We start from the raw sequence: 26,378 nt of genomic DNA, 5'->3' as shown, positions 1-26,378 counted from the left end.
CGAAAACCCCGGGTGGCCACGGCACTTGCCGTGCCATCCTGACCGCATGAACGGTCCGGAGATCCTCGTCAGCTTCGCCCCCGAGCTGGCCCTGTTCGTCCCGCACGAGCGCAGGGGCGGCCCCACCCGGGCCGTCACGGACGGCGCCGCCACGCTCGGCCACGTCGTCGAATCGCTCGGCGTGCCCCTCACCGAGGTCGGCGCGCTCGTGGTCGACGGCCGCGAGGCCGCCGCCGGGCACGTCCCCGTGGCGGGCGAGACCGTCGCCGTCCGCGCCGTGTCCCGCCCCCAGGAGGTGCCGGGCGCCCCGCTCCGCTTCCTCCTCGACGTCCATCTCGGCACACTTGCCAGGCGGTTGCGGCTCCTCGGCGTCGACGCGGCGTACGAGAGCACGGACATCGGCGACCCGGCGCTCGCCGCGCTCTCGGCCGCCGAGCGCCGCGTCCTGCTCAGCCGCGACCGGGGCCTGCTGCGCCGCCGCGAGCTGTGGGCGGGCGGCTACGTCTACAGCGACCGCCCCGACGACCAACTCCGCGACGTGCTCGGCAGGTTCGCCCCGCGCCTGGCCCCCTGGACGCGCTGCACGGCCTGCAACGGCACCCTGCGGTCCGCCACCAAGGAGGAGGTGGCGGACCGCCTTGAGGGCGGGACGAAGGGGACGTACGACGTGTTCGCCGAGTGCGAGGGCTGCGCCCGCGTGTTCTGGCGGGGCGCCCACCACGATCGCCTCGAGACGATCGTGGGGCGGGCGGTGGAGGAGTTCGGGGGAGCCGAACGCCTCAGCCTCTCCGGCGACTGAGGAGCGGGGTCTGGGGCGGGACGGCGGCCGGGACGACGGCCGGGACGGCGGCCGGGACGGCGGAGCCCCGGGGATCACCCCGAAGGATCACCCCGACAGCTTCGCCGCCAGGTCCGCCGGGTCGGTCGTCGGCGCGTCGCAGACGAAACCGCGGCAGACGTACGCGGCCGGGCGACCCGCGATCCGCCCCCTCCCCACGAGCAGCGGAAGCTCGTCACCGCCCTCCGCGCCCGCCGCGACGACCGCGCCCGGCGCCGTGCCGAGCAGCGCCGTGCGGTGCAGGTCGCCGAGGACCTCGCCGACGACGGCCACCTCGCGCGGTCCGTCGAGTGCGGCCTCGGCGACGGCGAGTCCGTTGCCGATGAAGCGCGGCACCCGCGGGCCGAGCGCCTTGACGATGCCGAGCGCCCGCTCCGCCGCGGTGCGGTGCGGCTCGGCGCCGGTCTGCGCCGCGTACGACAGGAGGGCGCCCGCGGCCGCCGTCCAGCCGGAGGGCGCCGCGTTGTCCGTCGGGTCCTGCGGGCGGCGGATCAGCTGCTCGGCGTCGGCCGCCGTGTCGAAGAGCGCGCCGCTCTCCGCGTCCACGAACTGCGCGAGCACGTGGTCCAGGAGGAAGCCGGCGAACTCCAGCCAGACGCCCTCCCCCGTCACCGAGGCCAGCGCGAGGAAGCCCTCGGCCACGTCCGCGTAGTCCTCCAGGACACCCGCGTTGGCGCCCGCCCTGCCGTCCTTGGAGGTGCGGGCGAGCCGGGCGCGGGCGTCCATGTGGAGGCGTACGAGGAGGTCTCCCGCGCCCACCGCGGCCGCGATCAGATCGGGCCTGTCGAAGAACGCGCCGACCTCGGCGATCGCGGCGATCGCCAGGCCGTTCCAGGCGGCGACCACCTTGTCGTCGCGTCCCGGCGAGGGGCGCTCCCCGCGCGCGGCGAGCAGCCGCTCACGGATCGACGCGAGCCGCGCCGCGTCCGCCACCGGTCCTTCGGTGGGCGGGAGTTGGAGGACGGACGCGCCCTCCTCGAAGGTGCCCTCCTCGGTCACGCCGTAGCGGGCGATGGCGAGCTCCGCGTCGGCGTCGCCCAGGACCTCCCTCAACTGGGCGGGCGTCCATACGTAGTAGGCGCCCTCGACGTGCGCGCCGGTCGCCGGGTCCTCGCTGTCCGCGTCCAGCGCGGACGCGAACCCGCCCTCGTTCGTGCGCAGTTCGCGGACCATGAAGTCCGCGGTCTCCAGGGCGACGCGGCGCGCCAGGTCCGATCCGGTGGCCCGCCACAGATGGGCGTACGCGCGGCACAGCAGGGCGTTGTCGTAGAGCATCTTCTCGAAGTGCGGCACGACCCACTCGCGGTCCACGGAGTAGCGCGCGAAGCCGCCGCCGAGCTGGTCGTAGATGCCGCCGCGGGCCATCCGCTCGCAGGTGTCGGCGGCCATCTGGAGCGCGCCCTCGGCGCCGGTGCGGGCGTAGTGCCGCAGCAGGAACTCGACGGCCATCGACGGCGGGAACTTGGGGGCGCCGCCGAATCCGCCGTGCGCCGCGTCGTAGTCACGGGTCAGGCCGAGCAGCGCCTGCGCCAGCTCGTCCTCGCCCGGCGTGCCGTCCCCGCCCTGCGTGAGCTGCCGCTCGCCGAGGTCGCGCACGATCTTGCCCGCCACCTCGGCGACCTCGCCGCGCCGGTCCGTCCACGCCCGGTGGACGCCGTCGAGGACCTGCGGGAAGGACGGCATGCCGTGCCGGGGCTCCGGCGGGAAGTAGGTGCCGAAGTAGAAGGGTTCGGCGTCGGGCGTGAGGAACACGGTCATGGGCCAGCCGCCCTGCCCCGTCGCGGCCTGCACGGCCTCCATATAGACGGCGTCGACGTCGGGCCGCTCCTCCCGGTCGACCTTGATGTTCACGAAGTTCTCGTTCATGAGCGCGGCCGTCGCCGCGTCCTCGAAGGATTCGTGGGCCATGACGTGGCACCAGTGAATTAGTAGAAGCATAAGTGGCAGGACGCATAGCCCACACTCAAGAGAATGGGCACGTCCCGCCGCTTAGCTTCCGTCATCGCCTCCTCTCCCCATGGCCACCAGTCCACTGGATTGGAGGCGTGCTGGAGCAGGTAGGGCGACTGCGAGTTAGCCAGTCGGTTCATACCGGCATAGTTTCACGATCCACTCCGTCCGGCCCGCATCTTCCACCGGGTAGGCCAGGAGTAGGAGCTCGCATGCAACACGTGATCAGGAGTCTGCCGCTCCGGCCGAGGAAGCACAACCGGAGAGGTCGATGACGTCATGTCAGCGTGGACGAGGATCGTCCGGTGGATGGAGGTGAACGCCCCGCTCAGTGCGCAGGCGCTGAGCCAACCAGCGACAGATGAGGACATCGCTACGCTCGGCAGAGCGCTTAGGTGTGAAATTCCCGATGTTCTTGAAGCATGGCTCCGCCTGAACAACGGAAGCACGGCGAAGGACTCCCGGAGGCCGGAGGCCGGAGGCTTCAAGCTCATTCCTCACCTGGGCTCCAAGATCTTTCCCGGCGGGGAGGTGTTCCTCGACTGTCAAGGCATCATCGACCGGTACCAGAACCATCTCCGCATTGCCGATGACATCGGCGACGAGGACTGGTGGAAGCCGTCATGGATCCCTGCGCTGGCCGAGACGGACGCGCACTACGGGCTGCTTCTGGATGCCGGGCATCCAGGCGGGACCGTACCGGTCCTGCGCTTCCGTGAAACCGACAACGCGAAGGCTTACGCCTCTTCGCTGGGGGAGCTGCTGGGGGTGTCAAATGTCGGCATCGGCTGAGGCGGACGTGGTCGTGCCCTACGTCGAGGTGTCGTGCGCAGAGGGCAAGCGCGAGCGTGGACGACTCCGCTGTTGGACTGGGTGTCGTTCAGGTTCGAGGACGTCGTCCGTCCGGGCCAGGACGGCTCCCCCGGCTCGGTGTCGCCAGTGCCGCGACCGTGCCCTCCGCGCCGGGCAGTGGACACCTCAGGTCGTCCACGCGCCAGACATCGGACCAGGGGCCCGGGAGAACGCGGATCTCCAGAGGACTCTCATGTTCAGGCCGAACCCGGAGCGCGGGCAGCGGGACGCCCAGACCGACCCCCATGGCCTTGGCGATCGCTTCTTTGCGAGTCCAGGCCCTCAGGTAATTCGCCGCTGTGATGTGGGCTGCTTCCACCGGCCCGGAGAGCAGTCGCAGCATTGCCGGGGACGGCTGGGCACGACTACGGTGCGGCATCTCTGCATCGACACCGGGCCGATGCTCCGTCGACACGGCGAGCAGAACCACGCCGGCCGTATGCGTCAGCGCGATCTGTACCGGTGACGGGCCACGAGGGGTGGCGACCTCAGGTGGACCGTGCCGGTGGGCACCGCACAAGGGGCAGCGAGTACGACGCACGACGAGGCGACGCGGATCCTCGTCGAGCAAGGCCGCCAGGAGGATACGAGTTCCTGTCCGGGTGGACTCGTAGATGGCCCCCGGGCTGGGCGGAAGTGCTGTGACACGGCGTCTCTCCCGAAGGGTCAGCACCTGGGGAGCCGACACGGGACGCACTTGTGGAACGGGCCACCAGTACAGGGACGTTGAGGCCGGGCCGGGTTGCGCGACCAGCCCTTCGGGAGAGGGCATGCCCTGGGACCAGCGGGGGGAAGTGCCGTCAGGCATCGCCGTTCCGGTTTCCCCGGCATTGCCCAGGTACGCGGTGGACGGCGATGGCCACTTCGGTCCTGCTGCGCAGCCCCAGTTTCGCGAGGATCTTCTTGTTGTGGTTCTTGACCGTGTTGAGAGAGATCCCCAGGGTCCTGGAAATCCGTTGGTTGGTGTGTCCTTGCGCAATCAGGAGCGCCACGCCGAGCTCTCGGCGGCTCAGGCTGCAGGCGGCCCGGGGGGCCTGGGGGGCCCGGAGCCCCGTGTCGTCGGTGGTTGGCTCCGCGTCTTCCGGTAGTGGTTTCGCGTCTGAAGCCAACTGGTCCGCGCTATCGCCCAGTTGGATGACGGCGTGCCTGATGGCGACGGTGAGTTCGTATGGGGGGAGGTCCTGGTCGGCCAGAGGTTCGAGTGGCTGGAGTCCGTGGGAGGTGTCAACAGGATCACATGCGCTCACGTTTGCAAACTATAAGGAGTTGTCCCTGATGTGTGGTAGTAGCCCTTTAGGGCTATTGCTATCAGGAATGTTGAGATTCATTGTGAAATCCAGCAGGTGAAGTCGTCACAGATGCCGAGGAGCGCGATGGCGGTGGAGCAGGACGAGGAGTCGGTCCCCATGGAGGCGGAGTTCGGCCCGGGACCCACCCTTTCCTGACGGCCGCCGGTGGCCTCGTGCGGAGGGGCGGTCACCGTGCCGGCTCCGACTCGGCGGGTTGCGGGCCCCTTGTCCTCGTCTTGCCGGAAAACCGCCCAAAGCCCCCCTGCTCCGAGCGGGACAGGAGGTGACACCCGAACCGCTGTGCCGTCAGCGGCAGATGTACGCGTACGAGGGACGGTGAGGCGGCCAGGTCGGCGACGTCATGGCCCAGCCGGTGCGGCTCGCCGGTGCCCTGGAGGCGGCGGTTGCCGAGCGGGAGTGCGCACCGTGCGGTGGTGCGACGCCGTCGCGCTGCCACGGGTGACGGACGTACTCCGGATCGCGAACAGCTCAACGGCACCTGCTTCTTCATGAACTACCGCTCCGTGGAGGGATTCGCGCCTGCGCGTGACCCACGCCGAAGACGCAGCACGGGTCGGGAAAGGGCAGCAAGGAAAGCGCCCTGTCGCGGGCCCTGGCATCCACGCCTCTGGCCGAACGATGCCCCGGCGGTGTCACGACTGCCGATCAGGCTGCCCGCCGCATCCGTCATGTCCCCTTGGAACCCCGGGACTCGGCGGGTTCCGCCCCGGCCCGAATGTCCGCGCGCGGTCCTGGACCTCGCCCCGCAGCGAGGCCCTGTGGCCGGCTGGGTCCCAGGCCTGTGCCGTCCGACCCGTTCACCTCGTCCCTGTGCCCTTCGTCCCGGAGGTATGTCCGTATGACTGTCCTGACCGCTCCCCGTACCGCGCTGCTCTTCCCCGGGAAAGGTGCCTACCTGCCGGGGGCCCTGCACAAGTTGCACGGCGACCACGAACTGGTCGCCGAGCAACTCGACACCATCGACCGAACGGCGGCGCAGTACGGCGTCGCTCCTGTGTCACCGCTTCTCACCGACTCCGATTCGCCCTCGCTCGACGTCCTCCTGGCCGATGACCCCGGCCGGCTTCAGGTCGCGATCTTCGCGGCGTCACTGGTCCTCGCCACGCTGGCCGTCGAGGAACTCGGCCTGAGCGATGTCGTACTGGTGGGGCACAGCGTGGGTGAGATCACCGCGCTCACCGCCGCAGGTGCCTATTCCGTCGCTGACGGGACCCGGGTCCTGTGCGAACGTGACAAGGCGATGGGCGCCTACGACGTACCGGCCGGAGGACTCCTGGCAGTGGGCCTGTCCGCCGAGCGGGCGCACCGGCTCGTCACCGGTGCGGGGCTGGTCGACATCGACGTGGCCGCGGTCAACGGTCCGCGCCAGACGATGCTCTCAGGCCCTGACACATCCCTGGAGCAGCTGGCCGCGATCACCGGTGAACTCGGTGTTCCGCGCAAGCGGCTGGAGTCTCCCCACCCCTACCACCACCGGTTCCTGGAACCCGTAGCCCGGCACCTGGAGCAGGCTCTCGCCGATGTCCCGGTGCGGCCGATGCGGTTTCCCGTGCACTCGACCCTGCATCACCGCTGGTACGCGGACGGTGACGACGTCACCGGGCTGATGTGCGCGCATCTGACCCACCCGGTCGGATTCCTGCGTGCCGTGCGTGAACTGCAGGCGGCCGGAACGGACTTCTTCGTCGAGGCCGGAGCCCGCTCCACGCTGACGGGACTGGCCCGTGCGGCGGTCGCGCAGATCCAGACGGTGGCGCCGTTGGAGTCAACCGTCTCCGGGGAGGAACTGCGGGGTCTGCTGCGGGTCGTGACAGCGCTGCCCGCCTCCGCAGCACCCCATGTCGTACGCCCCCGAGGCGCCGCGGAACCGGTGACCGACACCTCCCCCGGCCTGGGTCCGGTCGCCTCCGTGCCGCAGCCGGCAACAGCGGCTGCCACGACAACAGACGCGAGGACCGGACAGGCCCGGAAATCCGGCACTCTGCCCGCGCACGGCCAACTCCTCGCCGACCTGCGCACCTTGTACGCCGAGGCGTTGGAGTATCCCGAGGAACTCATCGATGCCGAGGCGGACTTGGAAGGCGACCTGGGAGTCGACTCCATCCGGCAGACCGAAGTACTCGCGCAGGCCATGGAGCAGTACGGCCTGGGAGACCTTCCGGACACGCTCCGGATCACTCAGTACACCACCCTGAGTGAGGTCGCCGCACTGCTGGAGACCCAGGCCGGGACGGGAGCGGTGGCATGAGCGGCGAGCCTGCCACGGGCGAGTTCACGGGACGCGTCGTACTGATCACGGGCGCCAGCAAGGGGGTCGGCCGGGCGACAGCACGGTACTTCGCCGAACGGGGCGCCCACGTTCTGATCAACTGGTTCCACTCCCAGGAGGCGGCGGAGGACACGTTGGCGGAGCTGACGGGTGACGGGCTGTCGGCGGAGCTGATCCGTGCCAGCGTCGCCAAGGAGGACAGCGTCCGGCAGATGTTCGCCGAGGTGCGGGAACGCCACGGCGGACTGGACGTCCTCGTGAACAACGCCGCGTACGGCAGCTTCGTGCCGCTCCCCGAGCTGACCGAGAAGGACTGGGCCCGGGTGATGGGCCTCAACTTCCACGGCGTCCGCTGGTCCTGCGCCGAGGCGATTCCGCTCATGCGCGGCAGGAAGCACGCGGCCATCGTGAACGTCTCCTCCATCGGCACACAGTTCATTATCGACAACTACGCTGCCGTGGCCGCTTCCAAGGCGGCGCAGGAGGCGTACACCCGTTATCTGGCGTACGAGTACGCACCGCTCGGCATCCGGGTCAACACGGCGAACGCCAGCTTCATCGAGGGAAGGGTCACGGGACTGTTCCCGCACCCGGACGAGGTGCGCGCGGCGGTCACGACAGCGACCCCCATGGGGCGTATGGGACGCCCCGAAGACCTTGCCGCAGTCGTCGGGTTCCTCGCCTCCCCGGCGGCCGAGTGGGTCACGGGGCAGTCCGTGATGGCGGACGGAGGGTTGTCGCTGGGCGGCGTGATGCTGTCGCCACCCCGACGGCCGGCGGCCCCCGGGCTCCCGGAAACACCGGGAACAGGGGCCCGTACGGCTGGAGCAGGGGTAGGTACGGCCTCACTGTCGGTCTCCGAGCCCGCGCCCCGGGCCGCCCCGGGCACGGACGGCGATCTGGTGGCCGTCGTCGGTTGCGGCATCGCCGTTCCCGGCGCCTCCTCGCCCGAGGAACTGCACCGGCTGGTGAAGGAAGGCCGTCCGGTCTTCGACGAGCCGCACGACCGTTTCGACATCGACGACTTCTGGTCCGCCGACCGTACCGCCGAGGACAAGACGTACTCACGGCTCTCCGGATACCTGCACGACTTCGTACCGCATCCCAAGGCCGCGCGCCCCGCATCGGGCGGCGACTGTGCGCACTGGCTGCGGCACAGCCTCATCCAGGCCGCGGAGCAGGTACGCATCGAAGAGGCCCACCGCGTGGCCTGCTACAGCGGTCAGTGGGTGGACGGCAACCAGGACCTGGAGGAGAACGTTCTCGGGCTGCTGCTGCGTACCTGGGCCGGCACCGCGGACACGACCCGGCTTCAGGCGGTACTGCGCAAGCACCTGCCCCGGCTGACCGACGATCCGAGCACCCTGCTGCCCGAGGCCGTCCTGGACGCCGCGCTGGAGGGACTGTTCCCGCAGCTCACCGAGAGGCTCGTCGTCGACACCGCCTGCTCCTCCTCCCTGTACGCCGTGGACCTGGGGGCGAGGGCCGTGCGCGAGGGACGCTGCGAGGTGGCGCTGTGCGGCGGCGTCTACCAGAACACGCCCCGCTACTCGGTGATGTTCAGCAAGCTCCAGGGCCTCTCCGTCTCCGGAGACGTACGCGGGCTGGACGCCGCCGCCGACGGAACCATGTTCACGGACGGTGCGGCGATCGTCGCTCTCAAACGTCTCGACCGGGCGCGCGCGGACGGAGACCGTGTCCTCGCGGTACTCAGCGGCTTCGGCGCCGCCTGCGACGGCCGGGGCAAGAGCATCAGCGCCCCCAACGCCCAAGGCCAGCGCCACGCGATCGAACGGGCCACCGCACGCCACCGCGATCCCCGGAGCACCCCGTCCCAGTGGCTGCTCGCCCACGCCACCGGCACCGTGGCAGGCGACAGCACCGAACTGACCGTCATCCAGCAGAGCAGGGGCGAGCGCCCCGTCACCGTGACGGCGAACAAGTCCGTACTGGGACACACCGGTTGGGCGGCGGGCGCCGTCTCCCTCGTCCAGGCCGTGACCGCGCTCGACGCCGGCCTCATCCCGGCCCAGGCCCGCTTCACACGCCTGCCGGCCAGCCTCGCCGAACAGTTGCCGGCCGTAGAGGTACCGACCGTGGAAGTGCCCTGGCGCCGGTCCGGGAACACGTCACCGCGCGTCGCCGGGATCTCCGGATTCGGCTTCGGCGGTACGGACGCCCATCTCCTGGTCAGCGACCCGTACCAACCCGCTCCCGCCCCGGCCTCCCAGGCCGACAGCGACGTGCCTCTGGTACTCCTCGCATTCACCGCCCTGCCGACGCCGCCCACCTCCCCAACCCCTCCCCCGGCGGGCCAACTGCGCCTGACCCCACGGACGGTGCGGGAGATCGACGCGACGCAGGTCCAGGCCCTGCTCGTGACCGAGCGATTCGCGGCCGAGCACGGACGTCTGTGGCAGGACCCCGACATCGCCGAACGCACCGGTGTGATCTCGGCGATGTGGGAACCGCCCGCCCGCTCGGCGGACGTCACGGCCCGCGCCTACCGCACCGTGGTCGCACGCATCGCCGACGACCTGTCCGCGTCCGGGATGCCCCGCGCCGCTGTCGGCGTACGCTCCGGGCTCACCGCACTTCAGAACCGGGCCGCGCCGATCGGCCCCGACACCGCACCGGGTCTGATGCCCAACGTCACCCCGTCCCGCATCACCAACCGGGAGAACCTGCGAGGCCTGGCCATGGCCGTGTGCGACGGCCCCGATTCATTGCACGCGGCCGTCGACCTCGCCACCCGCTACCTGCGCGGCGGCGACCTGGAACTGGCGCTCGTGCTGTCCCCTCCGACGAACCCGGATCCCTGGGCCACCGCTCTCACCCACGCGGGCCCGCAGACCGCGGCGACCACCCACCTCTTCGCCCTCGCCCGCGCCGACCGTGCCCGCGCCCACGGCTGGCCGGTGCTCGCCGAAGTCACGGCGGATCGGGTGGCAGCGGCCACCCGCACCGTGCCCGACAGCCCTCAGCAGTGCGACGACCCGGCAGCGGCGCTGGCGACCGCACTGCGCCAGGCGGACACGCCGGTGGTACGGGTACCGGGCCGGGCCCGTTCCCTGGTGCTGCGCCGCTCCGCTCGGGGCGGTGCGGCCGTGGGCGAGAAGCAGGCCGAGAGCGACGTCGGCGCCCCGGGCGCGGCCTTCACCGCCCGTCGCCACGTCCTGGGGCGTGTTCAGGAGGCCCCGACCGCCGTACGCACCCCCGTCGAGGCCATGCCCCCGGGAACCCTCGTCATCTGCGACGACAGCCACATCGCCGACACGCTGGCCGAACGGCACTCCGGTTCTGTCGTCGTCTGCACGCGGTCGGGCGCCGCGCACCCCGCCGTTCACACCCTCACCGAGGTCACCGACACCAGCCTGGACACCCTCGCGGTGGGCTTCCGCCACGTCCGTCTGGTGAACCTCTGCGCCGCACCGAAACCACCGCACGTCCCGCATGCCGAAGCAGCCACCGTCCGCCTCCAGGAACTCGGATTCCTCGCCGCCCGCCGACTGTGGCAGGAGAACGCCGACGCCGGCTCGTTCCTGACGCTGTGTCTGCGCGCGTTCCTCGGCTCCACGCCGCATCCCGACACCGCCCTCCTCACCGGCCTGGCGAAGAGCCTGACCCTGGACCTGCCCGGCCTGCGCTTCACCACGGTGCTCACCGACAGCACCGACCTGGACGAAGGGCTGCGCGGGCTCGCCGCGGAAACGGCCTGCGCGCCCGCTGCACAGGGGGTGCATCACCGGGGTGGACGGCGCTACACGGAACGCGTCCGGGCCGCCGGGCCGCCAGCCGGCGAAGCACTGGTGTCCGACGACGCGGTGGTGGTCGCCACCGGCGGCGCCAGGGGTATCACCGCGGCCTGTCTGCGCGCACTGGCCGCGACCGCCCGGGTCCACCTGTGGCTCCTGGGGAGTTCACCCGAGCCCGACGAGGACCCGGATGCAGCCGTCGGTCAGGAACGGAAGGCGTTCCTACGCGACTGGCTGGCCGCCCACCCTGGCCGTTCCCTCGCCGACGCCGTCCGCGCCCACGAACGTGCCGGTGCCGCCTCCGAGACCAGCCGAACCCTCGGTGAGCTGCGCTCTCTTCTCGGCTCCGAGCGCGTCCACTACGTCCGCTGCGACGTCACCGACGCCGACTCCGTCACCGCCGCGGCCGCCCGTGTCCTCCATCAGCACCCCCGCATCGATCTCTTCGTGCACGGCGCGGGCATCAACCGCTCCACTGTCCCCGGCCGCAAGTCCCTCGCCGACTTCCGCGCCGTGTCCGAGGTCAAGACCACCGGCTACCACCACCTCAAGGACGCCTTCGGCACCCGCTGCCGTCGCTGGGTCAACTTCGGTTCGCTCGCCGGAACCCTGGGCCAGCCCGGCGAAGCCGACTACGCCGCCGCCAACGACTACCTCGGCGCCTGCGCGGCACTGGCCCATGCCACCGGGCACGACGAACAGACCATCGCATGGACCCTGTGGCGGGACGTCGGCATGGGCTCCGCGCCCCTCACCCAGGCGCTGGGCGCGCGCCGGGCCCAGCTCAGCGGGCTCACCCAGGACGAAGGCGCGGCGCACTTCCTGGCGGAACTCATCCGGGGCCGGGTCACCGCTCCGGTGGTCCTGCAACTGGGCTCGGCCGAGCACCGCACCCTGGCCTCCCGCGTCCCGTCCCTCGCCTCCCCCGGAAAGGCGTTGTGATCCGCCATGCCCACGATGCAGGCCGTTCTGCTCACCGCCTACGGCTCCCCGCTCGCGGCCTGGGACCACCCGCTGCCTCCGGTCCCTCCGCACGGGGCACTCGTCCAGGTGCGGGCGTGCGGCCTGTGCGGCACCGACCTGCACTTGGCCGCCGGTGAGCTGGCGCCCCTGTTCCCGCTGCCGGAGTTCCCCTGGGTCCTCGGGCACGAGGTGGCAGGGGTGGTGGCCGAACTGGGCCCGGACGCACGGCCACCCGCCGACGTGGCCGAAGGCAGCCCGGTCGCGGTGTACGGCCCCGGCGGCTGCGGCGACTGCGCACGCTGCACGACCGGCCACCAGCAGTTGTGCCCCGGCGCCGGCGGCTGGCTCGGCGTGGGCCGTGCGGGCGGCTTCGCGGAGTACGTCGCTGTGTCCGACGCCCGCCACCTGCTCCCCCTCAAGGGGCTTCCGGCCGAGCAGGCGGCCCCGCTGACCGATGCCGGGCTGACGGCCTACCATGCCGTGCGCCGCGCGCTCCCCGCACTGGCCTCCCGTGGTCCACGCGGGGCGGTCGTCGTGATCGGTCTGGGCGGTGTGGGTTCCTTCGCCGTCCAACTGGCCCGGCTGCTCGCCCCGGCCATGGTCGTCAGCTGCGTACGACGCCCGGCCGAACTCGCCGACCATGCGCGGCGGCTCGGCGCCGATGCCCTCGCAGGGCTCGCCGACGGGCCCGGCTGCCTGCGCGACCTGGCGCCCGGCGGTGAGGTGGACGCGGTCATCGATACGGTCGGTACCGCCGAGTCGATGAAACTGGCCGCGGCCGTGCTGCGCCCCTCCGGCCGTTGTCTGGTCGTCGGTGCGAAGGGGGGCACCGTCTCCCTCGGGGTCGGCAGCCCCGACGTGCCCTTCGAGACCGAACTGTCCACGAGCGTCTGGGGCGGCCTCACCGAACTGCACGATCTGCTGCAACTGGCCCACGCGGGACGCCTCGACCTCGGGCACGTCCGCCGCTACCCGCTGGCGGACGCGGCACGCGCCGCTGCCGATCTGAAGGCGGGCCGGATCCGAGGCAGGGCCGTACTGTGCCCGTGACCGCGGGGCGAGCCAAGGGCCTTGGCTCGCCCCGCGGCCGGACGGACGCGCCCGGGCCCGGGGCAGAGGAAGCAACGGACGCCGCTCGTGCGGCTCGACGCCCGTCGGCATGCCACCGCCGTCGCCGGAACCGTCCGCAGCGGATGACACTCCCGCCCGGCGTCACGCCAAGCGGCTGTTCCAGGCGGTGCACACAGTCGCCGACTCAGGCCGCTCACTCCGCGCAATGGCCCGTGAGCTGGGTCTGGACCGGCGCACGGTGGCCGAGTACGCACGCGCCCGGGCGCCACCTCGCACGCGGCTCCGCCCCGGTGCGGGCCGTGGCGGCTCGCACCAGGGCGGAGTGTGGCGGCTCGCACCAGGGCGGAGTGTGGCGGCTCGCACCGGGGCGGAGTGTGGCGGCTCACTCAATCTCAAGGATCACGGACTTGAACTTCACATCGCGGCCGAGCTCGGCGCCGAAGTTGATCTCCGTGGCCACGCCCTGGCAGTCCTCTTCGCTGTAGATCATGCCCAGGGTGTCGCCTACGTCGTTCTTCGCCGAGAACGCGCTGCCGGGCTTGCCCTCGACCTCGGGGATATTGATGCATACGGCCGTGCTCGGATTTTCCAGCTGCCCACTACTTGGGTTGGCCGAGTCGCCGTACTGGTACATGAAGAAGCCGTCGGTGGCGTTGGCCGAGGCGGGGATGGTCGCGATGAGGGCGAGGGCGCCGAAGGCGGCGCCGACCGCATGACGAAGACGCACGGGGGGGTTCCTCTCTTCAGTGGCAGCCGACCAGATGTCAGCCATCCGGAATGATCGTCTCCGGTAGATCGCTTCCGTGAGCCCCGATCCGAAGGCGCTCAGAGGTGATCAAGGGGCGTACAGGAGCAACTTTCCCTGCTCGCCGGGGGGCGCTCGCGCGCTCTGCCATCCGGGCTACGCGGTCGCGTTGGCTTCGCCTTCGGCTCGGCTCAACGCGACCTCTCAGTCCTGCGGCTGTCCTGCGTGTGGCTGGGTTCCGTCTGGCGGGTCATGCACGAAGCCACAGGCGAACGGCGGCAACGGTCACAGTGTCGTGAAAGACATAGGCCCGCTTGTCGAACCATCGGCGGCGCAGGTAGCGGCGATTGCGCCGGGAACTGTAGGCGCGATCGCCGCTGAGGTGGTCCGGGCGGGTGCGCGAGCGCCCACCGTTCGGCCGTGCGACGCGGATGCGGTCCAGGACCGGAATCATCTGGGGTGCGTCGCCCCACCGCCCCGGAGTGATCAGCAGGGCCAAAGGCCGCAGGCCGCCTTCACCGACCAGGTGGATCTTCGTGGTGCGCCACGGGATACCAGTCCGCAACCGGAACAGAATCCCATTGATCACCCTGCGGTGACACTTCCAACGCCCGCCTCGCCCCACACGCCTGGAACGAGCGTCCACGCCTGATCGTCACTGACCCACCAGATGGGCCCTGGCGCTCGGCGAAATGGAGGCGTACCGGAGTGATCAGGGAGCGCGGGGGGAGTGATCGACATGAGGGCGGCCGGACATGTGGTTCCCGTGGCCGGGGCTGACGGCGCGGCTGCCGCTCGGAGGCTGATCGTTCCGGTGTGAGCGCGGCGTGGATCCGGCGTGGCGGCCGGGGCGTCAGGGAGCCGTCGGGCAGGGTCGGTATGCGTCGACCGCGACGATCGACGTCGATGGTCCGATTCCGAAGGGCACATGCTGATGAACTCCTCGGATGCTGTGAACCGTGCCGTGGCGCGTCGCCGAAGCGTGCTGGGCACCGGGCTGTTCGGCCTCGCGGGGGCAGTACTGCCGGGGCTCACCGCCGGGTCGGCCCAAGCCGCTCCGGGAGGTCGCGCCGCCGTCCCGGACGACTCGGGACTGCGGGCGCTGTTCGGGTCGGAGAACCGCGTGATGCGCACGCGCGAGCGGGTCATGGCCGTGACCTTCAACGCGGCCTGGGACGTCGGCGGGCTGGACTCCGTCCTCGGTGAACTGGCCCGGCGGCAGGCGCCCGCCACGTTCTTCCTGACCGGCGACTTCGCCGACCGGAAACCCGAGGCCGTACGGCGGATCGTGCGCGAAGGGCACGGCCTCGGCAACCACTCCTACAGCCATCCCCGTTTCCGTGAGGTGACCGCCGAGGTGAGGGCCCGTCAGGTCAGGGCGGCGGACGTGGCCCTGCGCATGGCAGGGGCGGGCAGCGCACTGACCCCGTTCTTCCGGTTCCCCTACAGCGCCACGGGACCCGCCCTCATCAGGGAGGTCAACGCGCTCGGATTCGCCGACATCGAGTTCACCGCCGACACCAACGGCTGGAAGGGCGCCGAGGGCGGCATGACCGTGGATCTCGCGGTGGGCAGGGCGCTTGAGGCCCTGCGGCCCGGGATGATCCTCCAGATGCACGTCGGCACGCGTACGGGCAGCGGCGCCGTGCTCGACGCCCTGGCCCTGCCACGGATCCTCGACGCCGTGGTCGCCCGCGGCTACCGCTTCATCGACCTCCGCATGCTCCTCACCAGGTCAGAAGGGGCGCTCTAGCTGGAGTGCCCCTCTCCCTAGGGCCTCGGCCCGCCGAAGCAGCGCGGCCTTCTCCTGCTGCGGCATGTCAGCTTCGGTCAGCACGGCTTCGTGCTCGTTGACGGGTCCGGCCTGCCGGGTAACGTCCTGGAGCCGGGTGCCCATCTGCTCCAGCTCCCGGGCGGTCTCCTCGCGCGTACGAAGGAGGGCTTCCCGGTCCGCCTCGACCGCAGCACGCTCGTCTCCGCGGAGCGCCGCCCGTCCGAAACGGCCCGTCGCGGCCAACTGCTGTTCAAGGTCCTCGATTCGGGCCTCAGCGCCGTGCAGTCGGGCGGTACGTTCCGCGATCGTGCCGTCCAGCGACCGGACTTCTCGGATGGCCACGGCCCGTTCGGCGCAATCGGCGGCGGTCTCCGCCTTGTCGGCCGCCGTCCTCGTGGCACGGGCGGCGATGGCCGCCTTGCGCACAGCGTCACGAAGTGCCGAGTTACCGAGGTGAGCGTATGGACGGTCAGCCGTCGGCGTGGGTTCCGAAGGCGTGGTCGGCTCGGCGTTCGCAGGTGCGGGGCGGTCCTCGTGCTCCGGCGTCGAATCCGTGCCCGGCCGTGAGCAGTTGTTCGAGGACGGAGTCGCCCTCCAGGCACGAGCGGACGTGCACATACTGCTCGGGAGCCCATTCGGGAGAGGCGGCTAGCTGGTCGGCGCCCCAGGCGTCGATCTCGCCGCCCACCTGGTCATCCTGTGTATCCACAGTGACACTCCTTGCCATCGTGCTGCAGCCGACGCTGAGCAGGACCGGCACGCCGCGTTCGCGCGCCTCTTCGAAGGCGTCGACCGGCTGCCACTGGTGCCAGTAGCTGAACACAACCAGGTAGTTCTGACCTGGGGTGAGCCCGTCCCCCGCCGCCCCGTGAGCGGCGGGGCAGCGCGCCGCTACACCCGGCCCAGGCGCGTGAACAGGCCCCGTCGGGCCCACCCCGTGCGGCGCAGGCCCGCCCAGACGCACCAGGACGTGGTGCCCAGGGCGACCAGAAGTGCGCCGGACGCGGACGGCATCTCGTTCATCATCAGGACGCCGGCCAGGACGACGACGAGTCCGTCGAACTGCCAGATGAAGACGCGGAGTCCGGAGAGGTCGCCCAGCGGTGTGATGATGGGGAGCAGCAGTTCGATCGGCAGGTTCATCTTCATCTCGCGCAGGAACCTGGCGCCGAGCACGAGTACCAGGGAGCCCGCGGCGAGCAGCGACGCGTCCGCCGTCCCGCTCCCGAACGGCCACAGGGCCAGGGCCGTGACGCCGCTCGCGAGCCCCACCGCGGCCAGCACGGCGACGACCGGCCAGGCCACGGTGCGGGCGAGCAGGCCGCCCCACCACTCGCCGAACAGCGGGGCCAGGGTCAGCTCGTCGCGCAGGCCGCGCCAGGTCTCGCCGACCCACCCCGAGCCCCAGTAGACGGCGACCGCGCCGGTCACCCATGTCAGCGTCGCGAGGCGGGCGTCAGGTTCCGCGACGCCGAGCGTCAGGAGGGCGCCGCCGGCCAGCAGGAACGCGGCGCCCGCGCACGCGCGGCCCGGTGTGCGCAGCGCGCGGATGGCGCCCTGGGCGAGGTGACCGCGCAGGCGCCCGTCCGGACGCACCAGGGCCTTCGTGAGTCCGCGCGGCGCCGGGCGGTACAGGTCGAGCGCGTGGTGCAGGGTGCCCGTCCAGGCGAAGGTCTGGGCCTCGGCGGCGCGCGCCGATTCGCGGGCGAGCCGGGCGAGGTCGACGGTGGGCACCGACCGGAAGGCGGAGCGGCCGAGTGCCACTGCGGAGAGGGCGAGCACGGCGGCGGCCGGCCACAGGCCGCCGCCGCCCAGGAAGTCGGAGTGGCCGAGCAGCGCCACGACGGCGGCCGCGGCGCCCACCGCGGCGGCCAGCAGCAGGTTCTCGCGCACCGTCCTGACCTGGCCCCACAGCCACGCCACGGGGGCGACGGCGCCGATGCCGACCGCGACGGCCACGCCCTGCGGTACGAGCGCGGCGCCCTGCCGGTCGAACAGGTCGGTGGCGAGGAACGTCGCCGTGCACACCGCGAGCAGCGTGCCGAGTCCGGCGTACGCCAGGCGGCGGCGGGCGATCGTGCCGAGGTAGTGCGTCGGGGACAGGTCCGTGGACGTGAAGACGTGCAGCAGGAACGGCTTGAGCACCAGCGGTCCCCAGAACCGTCCGGTGAGCTGGGCGCCCCAGACCACCGCGGCCGCGGCCAGGCACGCCACGGGCGTCGCCGCCTCCGCGGACTCCAGGGAGAGGAGTGCCCGCGAGGTCCTGACGAGGTAGACGACGGGCGCCACGTAGACGAAGGCGAGGATGACGCAGAGGTAGATGGTGTACGCCCAGTCGTGCGCCGTGGCGCGGTCGCCGCGGCGGGCGTACCGGTGCCGTACGGCGTGGACGCGGGCCCTGGGGTCGGACTCGACCGCGGTGATGCTGTCCGTCGTCATCCCAACTCCATGACGCCGTCGCAGGCGTCCACCATGGCGGCCTCGTGGGTGGCGACGAGGAACGCGGTTCCCTCCTCCGCACGCTCGGTGAGCAGCGTGGCGACGAGGTCGACGCGATCGCTGTCGAGGTGCCGCTCGGGCTCGTCGAGCAGGATGACGTCGGCGGGGCGGACCAGGGTCAGCGCGAGGTTGAAGAGCTGGAGCTGACCGGAGGAGAGCTGCGAGGGGAACCGCTCGTCCAGCTCGTCCAGGCCCAGTTGTCCGATGACCTCTTCGGCGCGCTCGGCGGTCGCCCTGGTGTTGCCGTACCAGGAGGCGGCGACCAGGGTCACCTGCTCGCGCAGCGTCATGTCGCGGGCCACGGGCACCGGTTCGACCAGGGATGCCACAAGGCGCCGGTGCCGGGGCCTGGCCAGGTCGATGGACTCGCCCCGCACCAGGACGGCGCCGTCCGTCAGCCTGCGGCTGCCGAGGAAGGCGCGCAGGAGGGTCGTCTTGCCCGAGCCGTTGCTGCCGGTGAGGCACCAGAACTCGCCGGGCATCACCTCGAACGTCGTCGGTGCGAGGAGCGTGGTGCCGTCCAGGACGACCGAGGCGCCCGCCGCGGCGATCGCGGGCACGTCACTCACCGGGCGGCTCCAGCATCACGAGACTCACCGGGCAGCTCAAGGACCACGAGCATGTTCCGCGACGTCGCGCCGTAGGGCTCCGCCGCGTACGAACCGTTGACGGCCGTCACCTCCAGGCCTGCGATCCGTGCCATCAGCCGGATCTCCGCGAGCGTAGCCCAGGTGGCCTTCTCGTGGAACGCGGTGAGGGTCGACGCGCTCTGCACCAGGAAGATGCTCAGGACCTCCTGGCCCGCGCGGTCCGCCGTCTGCGTCACCGTCACCATGCGCTCGCGGCCCAGCGGGTAGGTGACCGAGTGCGCGTCGCCGCCGGTGCGCAGGAACTCGGCGGGGTCGGTGCAGTCCAGGAAGGCCGCGCCGCCCGGCTTCAGGTGGCGGGCGATGACGCGCAGGAGGTCGATCTTCTCCTCCTGCTCCTGGGCGAGGAAGAAGGTGTTCCGCGACAGGGTGACGACGTTGAACGCGGAGTCGAACCGGAGCTCGCGGAAGTCGCCCTCCACCGCTTCGACGGTCCGGTCGAGACGGTTCTTCTCCAGGACGTCGAGGGACGGCCGGGAGGCGTCGACGGCCACCACCCGCGCGCCGGCCTCGGCGAGCGCGAACGAGGACACGCCGGTGCCGCACCCCAGGTCCAGGACGTCGAGGCCGTCCAGCGGCCGGTGCGCCGACACCCAGGCGGCGAGCCCGGCCCCTGGGGAGAGCATCGAGGAGACCAGGTCGTAGGCCTCGATCGCCGCCTCGTCGTACACGCTCGGGTCACTCACCGGGTCGACCTTCCTTCAGCATTCTGTTGGCCACGGCCAGGGCACCGGGCAGGTTGAAGCCCACCTCGGCCGTCGCCCGGTTGCTCGCGCGTACGCCGTTGACCCGCGGCGCGAACGCGACGTTCGGCCGGAGCTTGAGCGTGCGCACATGACTCTCGACGATCTCGTTGGACCCCGGGAACGTATCCGCGATCACGATCGGCGCGTCGGTCACCTGGAGCATCAGGAGGGCGGGCGAGTCCGCGCGCCCCTGCGCCAGGCGCATCACGGTGTCCAGGGTCGCGGGGAAGACGAGGAAGCACTCGGAGCCGCCGCTCCGGCCGGAGTTGACCTCGGGCGGCGTCCCCTCGTCGTCCCAGGAGTCCACCCACACCTTGCCGTTGGCCAGGTGCCGGAGCGAGCGGACGGCGAGGAACCGCGAGGCGGCCGACGTCACCGACACGTTCACGGTCAGCTCCGGATGGAGCTCCCGCAGCCAGTGGATCCACCACGGCACGAGCGCCGCGCTGATGGAGCCCGTGATGTGGACGTGCAGCTCCGTGCCCTCGAACTTCTCCACGTTCACCCGGCGGCTCCCGCCAGGCGCGGGGCGGTGCCCAGCGGGATCCACTCGGAGGTGAGGATCGGCTTCATCCGGTGCTCGACCGGCGCGCTGGGGAACACGTTCATCAGCAGGAACTGCAGGGCCTGCGCGTCCTCCACCGCCGCGGCCCGGCTCGCCGCGAGCACCAGGTCGTACGGCAGGCTCTGGGTGACCCAGGAGAAGTCGGCCTGGTTGGCGCTCATGACGGAGAGCTGCTGCATCGCGTCGAACAGCGCCTTGGGACCGCGGCTGCGCGGGTTGTAGAGGACCTGCGTCCACCCGTGCGGCACCACGGGGGTCACGTCGCGCCACGGCGTCGGGCCCTCGGGGGTCGTCTCGCGGATCAGCAGGTGCACGTTCTGCACGCCCGGATTCGGTGCGAAGAACCGCCAGCCGGGAATGGGCCAGCCGCCGGTGAACTTGCGCAGGTCCTGGTTGTAGGAGTCGGGGGTGTTCTGCAGGACGGTCGCCACCAGGTGCGCCGTGAGCACGCCCACGGCGACGGAGCCCGTCGCGCCCTTGATCCGGTCAGCAAGCATCGATGAACCTTCTGATAGCGCCTTCGACCTGCTCGGCATGGTCCCGGTATCCGATGATCGACCGGTGCGCGGAGCCGTGCACCACCTGGATCTTCGCGCCGAGCTTCTCGGCGAGGACCGCCTGCTGCTCGGCGAACTCGTCCGAGGCGATCACCAGGACCGACTCGACGGCGCCGAGGCGCGCGACGGCGTCGCCGGTGCCCATCCCCCGGTACTCCCGCACCGAGTTGACGATGTTCCGCGGCGAGAACACGAACTGCACGTGGCTGTACTGGGTGTCGGGGGTGTAACCCGCCTGCCGCTCCACCGCGTTGGGCGCCCACTCGTAGATCCCGGTCACGGCCGCGAAGAGCGTGTAGACCTGCGCCTGGAGGAACTTGCCGAGCCGCCTGCGGTCCGTGCGGTCCTCGTCCAGGAGCACCGGGTCGGTGCCGTCGACGACGACCAGCTTGTCGACGCGGCCCGCGAAGCGCTCGTCGCCCACGTACGAGGCCGCGCTCAGCGAACCGATCGAGTGGGTGACCACCACGACCTCGCCCTCGGCGCCGACCTCGTCGAGCACCGCGGCGAGGAGGTCCCCGCTCGGCGCGCGCGACGTCGTGAGGCCGTACCCGGCGCGGTGGTAGCGGATGACCGTGTGGTGCGTGGCCAGGCTCTGCGCGACCCACTCCCACGATTCGAGGGACTGCCCGAGGCCGCATTCGAGGACGATCACCGAGCGCGACGCCAAGCCGTCGGCGGGCCGGTCCACGCGGTACTCGACGTCGCCGTCGGCGTGCCGGAGCCGGGCCGCGCCCTTGGGTCCGAGCCTGCGCTGCGCGGCGATCGCGCGCTTCTCGCGGGCGATCAGCGCGCTCGCGAGGCCGACGCCGCCGGCGATGCCGACCACGGTCTTCTCGAACGTGCGCCGCGCTCCACGGGTGTCAAGGACATAGCCGACCGCGCCGTGCGAGCCGTAGAACCCCCAGACGAAGCGCGGCAGTTCCATCGCCGCTGCCACGCCCGCGTGGAAGACCTTGACCGCCGTGAGCGCGTGCGAGGCCTGGTCGCGCGGCAGCAGGTAGACGAGCGGGAAGGACGCTTCCCACGCCACCGTGCCGACCGTCAGGGCCCGGCAGATCTTCGGGTACTTGCGCAGGAGCGCCGCGGCGGGGCCGCTGCCGTAGGCCTCCGTCTGGAGGACTTCGAGCAGCGCGTCGCCCTGGACCCAGCTGCTGCCGAAGGCCTTGGCGATGCCGGAGACCGCATAGCTCAGCCCGGCCTGGAAGTTGACGGCCCGAAGGAAGAGGTCGTCGGAGACCTTCTCGTCGGGGATCAGCGCCGTGAGGGCGCGGTACTGGGTGATGACCGCGGTCATCTGGTCGGCGCCGTCCCTGCCGTAGGGCGTGCGGACCTCGCTCAGCCGGTTGCAGGTGCCGATGACCGTGGCGGCGGCGATCTGCGCCTTCCGGTTCCCGCGGGCCAGCAGCAGCCCCGCCGACGCGGCGAGGGTCACTCCGGCGAGCACCCTGGGGGTGCGCGGATGGTCGAGGACGCGGCCGAGCCTGTTGCGCAGACTGCCCTGCGGATACTGCGCCGCCGAGGTGCCCCGCAGATATCCGTCGTCCTCGAATTCCTCCCGGAGAAAGAGAGTCTCCACGGACGCAAAGATTTGTCCGACCGCTATCGGCAGAAATACGCGATCAGCCGCCTGTTGGGCGGTGGTGGCATTCGTGGCGCGCTGTCTCCACGGCTTCCAATTCACCGGCTTCTTCGTCTCCCCCGCACACCTGGTCGCCGTCACGAGCATTCAGGAACCGCGCGCCGGAGAAGCCCGGAAAACCGGGCTCCTCCGGCGCGTGGGTCAATCGTTCGTCAGCAGACGAGGCATATGGTGCTGCCCTGGATGACGAACTGAGCTGCGGTCGGCGTGGCCGGGGTGGCCATGGCGGGGGTCTCGCAGTCCGCGTGGAAGCCCGGCGCCGCACCGCTGAGAACGGTGTTCGCGAAGTCCTGTGCGGCCATCGCCTCGGGGCGGACGGCAGCGGAATCGGTTCGCTTAACAGTCAATTCAGATCGCACTTCACTAACCTTTCGTCGGTGGACAATGCGAGCGAATGGTTTCGGCGTACCGAACGTTGCCACCCCCGTCGCCCGCTCTGAGTGAACGTGCCGCACAACGTCTGCAACTTGACGTCGCGGACCGACCATAAGCAGACGTTCAAGAACGCGTCAAGCACAATTGACCCTTCAACAACCTTGCGCCACAAGGGAGTTGTCGCGCCACATGCGCCACTACATTTTCAGCCAACCGTGGAGCGGGCTCGCCGCCCCGCCACGCCGGAGGATCACGTCCTGACGCCCCCGCGGAAAGGTCACCAATTCGCCGGTGCCCTCGCTTCCGGGCCCCGTACGCAGGACACTTGTGCACGGCGGGCAACTGTTGCTCTCGGAGGGGGAACCCATATGCGGGACAGCCATCGGGCCGAGGCCGAGCGGCTGTTGGCACGGGCGGTCGAGGAAGAGGTCCGGCGTGCGGGCGGACGCGTCGACGGGGGCGTCCTGCTCTCGCGGGCGCGCGGCGCCCTGGACGCGATGGCCCAGACGGCCGGCGAGGAGTACGACACGTACACCCACGCCCTCGACGAGGCACAAGCCGGACAGCTCACTTTCGGCCAGCGATACGCACGCGAGGGCGCGGGGACTCCTCTTCTGGTAGCGGTGGTCGCGGCGATCGCCGCCGGCGTCTCCGACCTCTCGTTCGGCACGAGCATCGGCACGGCCCTCGGCACCGGCGCCGTCGTCGCCGTGGCGGGCGCGGCGGCAACCGTCGCGAAGGTGACGGCCGCCCATCTGCCCGCGGCCAGCCGCCGCGCGGGGGCGCTCAGCCAGCCGGGCGGACCCGAGCAGCTGCGCTTGCAATGGCTGACGGCGCTCGAAGTACGCGGCATCCGGCCCTTCCTGGACCAGCAGCGGGTGCTCGCCGCGTCGACCGGCGCACGGACGGCGAAGAAGCCGGCGCCCCAACTGCGCGGCACGGACAAGAGCGCGGCGGCGCGCAGGCGCTCCGTCCTTGAACAGTCCTTCGCCCAACTCCCGGAGAACTCGGGGCCCTTCGCGGGCCGCAGGACCGAACTCGCACGGATCGCGCAGTGGGTGCACGCCGCGCGCGCCAGCACCGACACCCGGCCCACCGTCGTCATGCTGCACGGCGTGCCGGGATCGGGGCGCACCTCACTCGCGGTGCGGGCCGCGCTCGACCTGCGCGACCAGTTCCGCGGCGCGTGCGTGGTGGACCTGCGCGGCGACGCCCCGCGAGAGACCCCGCTGTCCACCCGGGACGCCCTGCTGCATCTGCTGAATCGATTGGGCGCCCCGCGCGAGCAGTTGCTCTTCCGCGAGCGCTCCTCGCAGGAGCAACAGGTCAAGCGGCTCAGCGAGCTGTACCACCAGTATCTGACCGGCCTCGCGGTGACCATCGTCCTGGACGACGCGAGCGACGCCGAGCAGGTCCGCACCCTGGTCCCCGAGCGCTCCGACAGCCTCGTCCTCGTCACCACCCGCGAACCCCTGGAGCTCCCTTCGGACCTGCCCGCCTGGGTGCACCTGCTGCCGGTCGAGGCACTGGACGAGGCGGGCGCCGAGGAGCTGCTGCGGGAGAGCGCCGAGGACCTCTCAGGGCCCTACGACGCCGAATCGGCCGACGAGGTAAGGGAGTTGTGCGGCGGCCTGCCGCTGGCGCTGCGCGCCGCGGGCTCCGCGCTCGGCCCGCGCTCACCGCGCCGGCTCGCCGGTGACCTCTCCGCGTACGGCCCCGTCGACAAGGTCGGCCCCGTCGAGCGCGTCCTGTGGCTGCGCTACACCGACCAGGCGGAGTCGGCCCGCCGCCTGCTGCGGCGCCTCGCGCTGGCCGGCCGGGCCTCGCTCGGCACCGCCGCGGCCGCCGCGCTGCTCGCCACCGACGAGCAGGAGGCCGCCCGCCGGCTGTCCGCGCTCTCCCGGGCCGGACTCGTCGACCAGCTGCGGGGCGGCCGCTTCCGCCTGCACGACCTCGTACGGACCTTCGCCCAGGCCCGGCTCCTTGACGAGGAGGAGCCCGCCGAGCGCACCGCCGCGCAGGAACGCCTCATCGCCAGCTACGGCGAGCTGGCCGACACGGTGATCCGCCTCGTCGACGGCAAGACCTCCACCCGCGCCGACCAGTTCGGACAGCACGGCTTCACCTCGCTGGACGCGGCGCTGCGCTGGCTGGACGACGAGTCGACGTTCATCACGGCGGCGCTGCGGCACGCGGAGGGCGTCGACCAGCAGGCCGTACTGAGCCTCCTCGGCGCGCTGTGCGACTACTGCCTGCTGCGCGGCGACCTCTACCGGCTCGGCGAGATCAACGAACTCACCCACGCCATCGACCAGGGCCTGCTCGGCCGCAGCGTGCAGTGGCGCACCGGCATCGCGGCCCGCCAGCTCGGCGAGCTCGACCAGTCGCGTACGACGCTGAACTCCGTGGTCGACCTCTACTTCGAGGCCCACCAGGACGCGGCGGCCGCCCGCGCCCTCGGCTCGCTCGGCATCACGCTGCACCACCAGGGCAACCTCAAGGAGGCCGCCGCCCGCCTCAACGAGGCCCTGGAACTCCAGTCAGCCGACGAGCTGGCGGGCGACCGCGCCTGGACGCTGCACGCGCTCGCCGCGGTGGAGCGGGACCGCGCCCGTCTCGCGCAGGCCCTCACCATGCTGGAGACGGCCCTGGTCCTGCACCGCGCGGGCGGCTCGGTGCACGGCGAGGCCTGGACGCACTTCCAGCTCGGCCAGCTCCGGCTGCGCATGGGCGACGTGCCGCGCGCGGAGGGCGAGCTGCGCAGCGCCCTCGATCTGTACGGCCGCACCAGGGACCCGCGCGGCGAGGCCTGGGCGATGACGCAGCTGGCGCGCGCCCGCCTGGTGGACGGCGACCCCTCGCCCGCCGTCGACGGGCTGCGCCAGGCGGTGTCCCGGCACCGCGACAACGAGGACGCGCGCGGCGAGGCCTGGTCCCTGTACTACCTGGGCCAGGCACTTGAGGAGACCGGCAGCCTCGACCAGGCGGTGCGGGAGCTGGAGCGGGCCCGGACGATGTTCTCCCGGATGCGGGACGTGTACGGCCTGGCGTGCGCCCGCCACCACTCGGCGCGCGTGACCCGCGACCAGCGCGCCGCCCAGACGGGCTCGCTGCGCAACTCCGGCTTCGCCCGCCAGCTCCTGATGGACGCCCGCGCCGACTTCCAGCGCATCGGCGTCGCGCACGGCGAGGCCTGGACGTGCCTGGAGCTGGTCGTCGTGGACGCGGGCAACAACCGCACCCAGCAGGCGCTGGCCCTGTGCGACGACACCATCGAGCTGTTCGCCTCGTACGGCGACCGCCGCGGCGGCGACTGGGCGCGCTTCCTGCGCTGCACCCTGCTGCCGTACGCGTCGCCCGGCGGCTGGGAGATCGGCACGGCGGTCGCCCAGGAGGAGCTGGCGGTTCTTGCACGCGAGGAGCACCCGACCCGGGACGGCAAGCTCGCCGACTACGTCCAGGCGTTCGCCCTGCTCCTGGAGCGGGGCGCCGACCTGGAAACGGGATGGCAGGCATGGCGCCTCGGCATGGTGCCGAGCCGCCATGCGCGGGAGGTGATGGGGGTGACGGTGCCGACCCCCTGATCACCGCGGCCGCGGGTGCGCGCGGGGGTCAGCTCCGCTGGGGCTCGGCGTCGGACGCCGCCTTCGCGGCGGTGTCCTCCGGCTCCTTGAAGTCGACCTTCCCCATGTGCCGGTTCATGGACTTCATCAGGCCCCAGACGGCCACGGCCATCACCGCGAACACGATGAAGCCGAGGACGCCGGGAGTCACCTTGTTCTCGTCGACCTCTTTGGCGAGAGGGACGAGCTGCGTCATT

The 26,378-nt window shown here is 71.6% G+C and carries 21 protein-coding genes and 1 pseudogene; 7 read left to right on the top strand and 15 right to left on the bottom strand.

All coding sequences use genetic code 11. The features are described 5' to 3' along the window. Positions 1 to 46 precede the first annotated feature (46 nt). Complete coding sequence (locus ACIO9J_RS06995) at positions 47 to 799, top strand: Mut7-C RNAse domain-containing protein (protein ID WP_401993792.1); 753 nt, start codon at positions 47 to 49, stop codon at positions 797 to 799. 87 nt (positions 800 to 886) lie between these two features. On the opposite strand, the pseudogene ACIO9J_RS06990 reads toward ACIO9J_RS06995, so the two are convergent. Continuing rightward, positions 887 to 2,928: pseudogene (locus tag ACIO9J_RS06990) on the bottom strand (thioredoxin domain-containing protein). A 169-nt stretch (positions 2,929 to 3,097) separates the two neighbouring features. Here ACIO9J_RS06990 and ACIO9J_RS06985 point away from each other — a divergent pair. Further along, complete coding sequence (locus tag ACIO9J_RS06985) at positions 3,098 to 3,580, top strand: SMI1/KNR4 family protein (RefSeq protein WP_401993789.1); 483 nt, start codon at positions 3,098 to 3,100, stop codon at positions 3,578 to 3,580. Between the two features lie 88 nt (positions 3,581 to 3,668). On the opposite strand, the gene ACIO9J_RS06980 is transcribed toward ACIO9J_RS06985, so the two are convergent. Further along, positions 3,669 to 4,412 carry a 4'-phosphopantetheinyl transferase family protein gene (locus tag ACIO9J_RS06980; RefSeq protein ID WP_401993786.1) on the bottom strand — a complete coding sequence of 248 codons (744 nt, stop codon included), beginning with the start codon at positions 4,410 to 4,412 and terminating at the stop codon, positions 3,669 to 3,671. Between the two features lie 28 nt (positions 4,413 to 4,440). Beyond that, entirely contained in the window at positions 4,441 to 4,887 is a 447-nt protein-coding gene (locus ACIO9J_RS06975; protein ID WP_401993783.1) for a LuxR C-terminal-related transcriptional regulator, read from the bottom strand. A gap of 901 nt (positions 4,888 to 5,788) precedes the next feature. Here ACIO9J_RS06975 and ACIO9J_RS06970 point away from each other — a divergent pair. The 3 genes from ACIO9J_RS06970 to ACIO9J_RS06960 are packed head-to-tail and all read left to right on the top strand — an operon-like array spanning position 5,789 to position 12,987. Further along, positions 5,789 to 7,198: an acyltransferase domain-containing protein gene (locus ACIO9J_RS06970; protein ID WP_401993780.1), complete on the top strand. Its 1,410-nt coding sequence runs from the start codon at positions 5,789 to 5,791 to the stop codon at positions 7,196 to 7,198. Then, the gene (locus tag ACIO9J_RS06965) at positions 7,195 to 11,916 is read left to right on the top strand and encodes an SDR family oxidoreductase (RefSeq protein ID WP_401993777.1); all 4,722 of its coding nucleotides are present in this window, start codon (positions 7,195 to 7,197) and stop codon (positions 11,914 to 11,916) included. Before ACIO9J_RS06970 ends, ACIO9J_RS06965 begins: the two co-directional genes overlap by 4 nt. 6 nt (positions 11,917 to 11,922) lie before the next feature. Further along, on the top strand, positions 11,923 to 12,987 hold the full coding sequence (locus ACIO9J_RS06960) for an alcohol dehydrogenase catalytic domain-containing protein (protein WP_401993774.1): 1,065 nt from the start codon (positions 11,923 to 11,925) through the stop codon (positions 12,985 to 12,987). A 403-nt stretch (positions 12,988 to 13,390) separates the two neighbouring features. On the opposite strand, the gene ACIO9J_RS06955 is transcribed toward ACIO9J_RS06960, so the two are convergent. Both ACIO9J_RS06955 and ACIO9J_RS06950 read right to left on the bottom strand, forming a co-directional pair. After that, positions 13,391 to 13,735: a hypothetical protein gene (locus tag ACIO9J_RS06955; protein WP_401993771.1), complete on the bottom strand. Its 345-nt coding sequence runs from the start codon at positions 13,733 to 13,735 to the stop codon at positions 13,391 to 13,393. 268 nt (positions 13,736 to 14,003) lie between these two features. Then, positions 14,004 to 14,399 (bottom strand): transposase, encoded by a 396-nt coding sequence (locus ACIO9J_RS06950; RefSeq protein WP_401993768.1) that lies wholly within the window; start codon positions 14,397 to 14,399, stop codon positions 14,004 to 14,006. A 318-nt stretch (positions 14,400 to 14,717) separates the two neighbouring features. Here ACIO9J_RS06950 and ACIO9J_RS06945 point away from each other — a divergent pair, with 318 nt between their 5' ends. Next, positions 14,718 to 15,506, top strand: coding sequence for a polysaccharide deacetylase family protein (locus tag ACIO9J_RS06945; protein WP_401993765.1), 789 nt, complete (start codon positions 14,718 to 14,720; stop codon positions 15,504 to 15,506). On the opposite strand, the gene ACIO9J_RS06940 is transcribed toward ACIO9J_RS06945, so the two are convergent. The 9 genes from ACIO9J_RS06940 to ACIO9J_RS06900 form a co-directional block, all read right to left on the bottom strand. Beyond that, entirely contained in the window at positions 15,489 to 15,953 is a 465-nt protein-coding gene (locus ACIO9J_RS06940; protein ID WP_401993762.1) for a hypothetical protein, read from the bottom strand. The two genes, ACIO9J_RS06945 and ACIO9J_RS06940, sit on opposite strands and share 18 nt — an antisense overlap. Positions 15,954 to 15,996: 43 nt before the next feature. After that, positions 15,997 to 16,236 carry a hypothetical protein gene (locus ACIO9J_RS06935; RefSeq protein ID WP_401993759.1) on the bottom strand — a complete coding sequence of 80 codons (240 nt, stop codon included), beginning with the start codon at positions 16,234 to 16,236 and terminating at the stop codon, positions 15,997 to 15,999. 182 nt (positions 16,237 to 16,418) lie between these two features. After that, positions 16,419 to 17,966: a hypothetical protein gene (locus tag ACIO9J_RS06930; RefSeq protein ID WP_401993756.1), complete on the bottom strand. Its 1,548-nt coding sequence runs from the start codon at positions 17,964 to 17,966 to the stop codon at positions 16,419 to 16,421. After that, a complete protein-coding gene (locus tag ACIO9J_RS06925; protein WP_401993753.1) occupies positions 17,963 to 18,595 on the bottom strand; it encodes an ATP-binding cassette domain-containing protein in 633 nt (210 codons plus the stop codon). The genes ACIO9J_RS06930 and ACIO9J_RS06925 overlap by 4 nt, the downstream gene beginning before the upstream one ends. Continuing rightward, positions 18,592 to 19,359 (bottom strand): class I SAM-dependent methyltransferase, encoded by a 768-nt coding sequence (locus ACIO9J_RS06920; RefSeq protein WP_401993751.1) that lies wholly within the window; start codon positions 19,357 to 19,359, stop codon positions 18,592 to 18,594. The genes ACIO9J_RS06925 and ACIO9J_RS06920 overlap by 4 nt, the downstream gene beginning before the upstream one ends. Then, positions 19,352 to 19,924, bottom strand: coding sequence for a CypD family RiPP peptide-cysteine decarboxylase (locus ACIO9J_RS06915; protein WP_401993748.1), 573 nt, complete (start codon positions 19,922 to 19,924; stop codon positions 19,352 to 19,354). The genes ACIO9J_RS06920 and ACIO9J_RS06915 overlap by 8 nt, the downstream gene beginning before the upstream one ends. Then, positions 19,921 to 20,481, bottom strand: a complete 561-nt coding sequence (locus ACIO9J_RS06910) for a hypothetical protein (RefSeq protein ID WP_401993745.1) — start codon at positions 20,479 to 20,481, stop codon at positions 19,921 to 19,923. The genes ACIO9J_RS06915 and ACIO9J_RS06910 overlap by 4 nt, the downstream gene beginning before the upstream one ends. Further along, the gene (locus ACIO9J_RS06905; RefSeq protein WP_401993742.1) at positions 20,471 to 22,120 is read right to left on the bottom strand and encodes an alpha/beta fold hydrolase; all 1,650 of its coding nucleotides are present in this window, start codon (positions 22,118 to 22,120) and stop codon (positions 20,471 to 20,473) included. The genes ACIO9J_RS06910 and ACIO9J_RS06905 overlap by 11 nt, the downstream gene beginning before the upstream one ends. 215 nt (positions 22,121 to 22,335) lie before the next feature. Then, a complete protein-coding gene (locus ACIO9J_RS06900) occupies positions 22,336 to 22,530 on the bottom strand; it encodes a cypemycin family RiPP (protein ID WP_401993739.1) in 195 nt (64 codons plus the stop codon). Between the two features lie 396 nt (positions 22,531 to 22,926). Between ACIO9J_RS06900 and ACIO9J_RS06895 the strand changes: the two genes are divergently transcribed. After that, on the top strand, positions 22,927 to 26,142 hold the full coding sequence (locus ACIO9J_RS06895; RefSeq protein WP_401993737.1) for a tetratricopeptide repeat protein: 3,216 nt from the start codon (positions 22,927 to 22,929) through the stop codon (positions 26,140 to 26,142). A 28-nt stretch (positions 26,143 to 26,170) separates the two neighbouring features. Here ACIO9J_RS06895 and ACIO9J_RS06890 read toward each other — a convergent pair whose 3' ends face one another. After that, the gene (locus ACIO9J_RS06890; RefSeq protein ID WP_401995866.1) at positions 26,171 to 26,377 is read right to left on the bottom strand and encodes a hypothetical protein; all 207 of its coding nucleotides are present in this window, start codon (positions 26,375 to 26,377) and stop codon (positions 26,171 to 26,173) included. Position 26,378 lies beyond the last annotated feature (1 nt).

It is taken from the genome of Streptomyces sp. NPDC087300, from assembly GCF_044744425.1.
Taxonomy (GTDB): domain Bacteria; phylum Actinomycetota; class Actinomycetes; order Streptomycetales; family Streptomycetaceae; genus Streptomyces.
The sequence above is the reverse complement of the archived record's forward strand: the minus strand, read 5'-3'. Positions and strand labels throughout refer to the sequence as shown.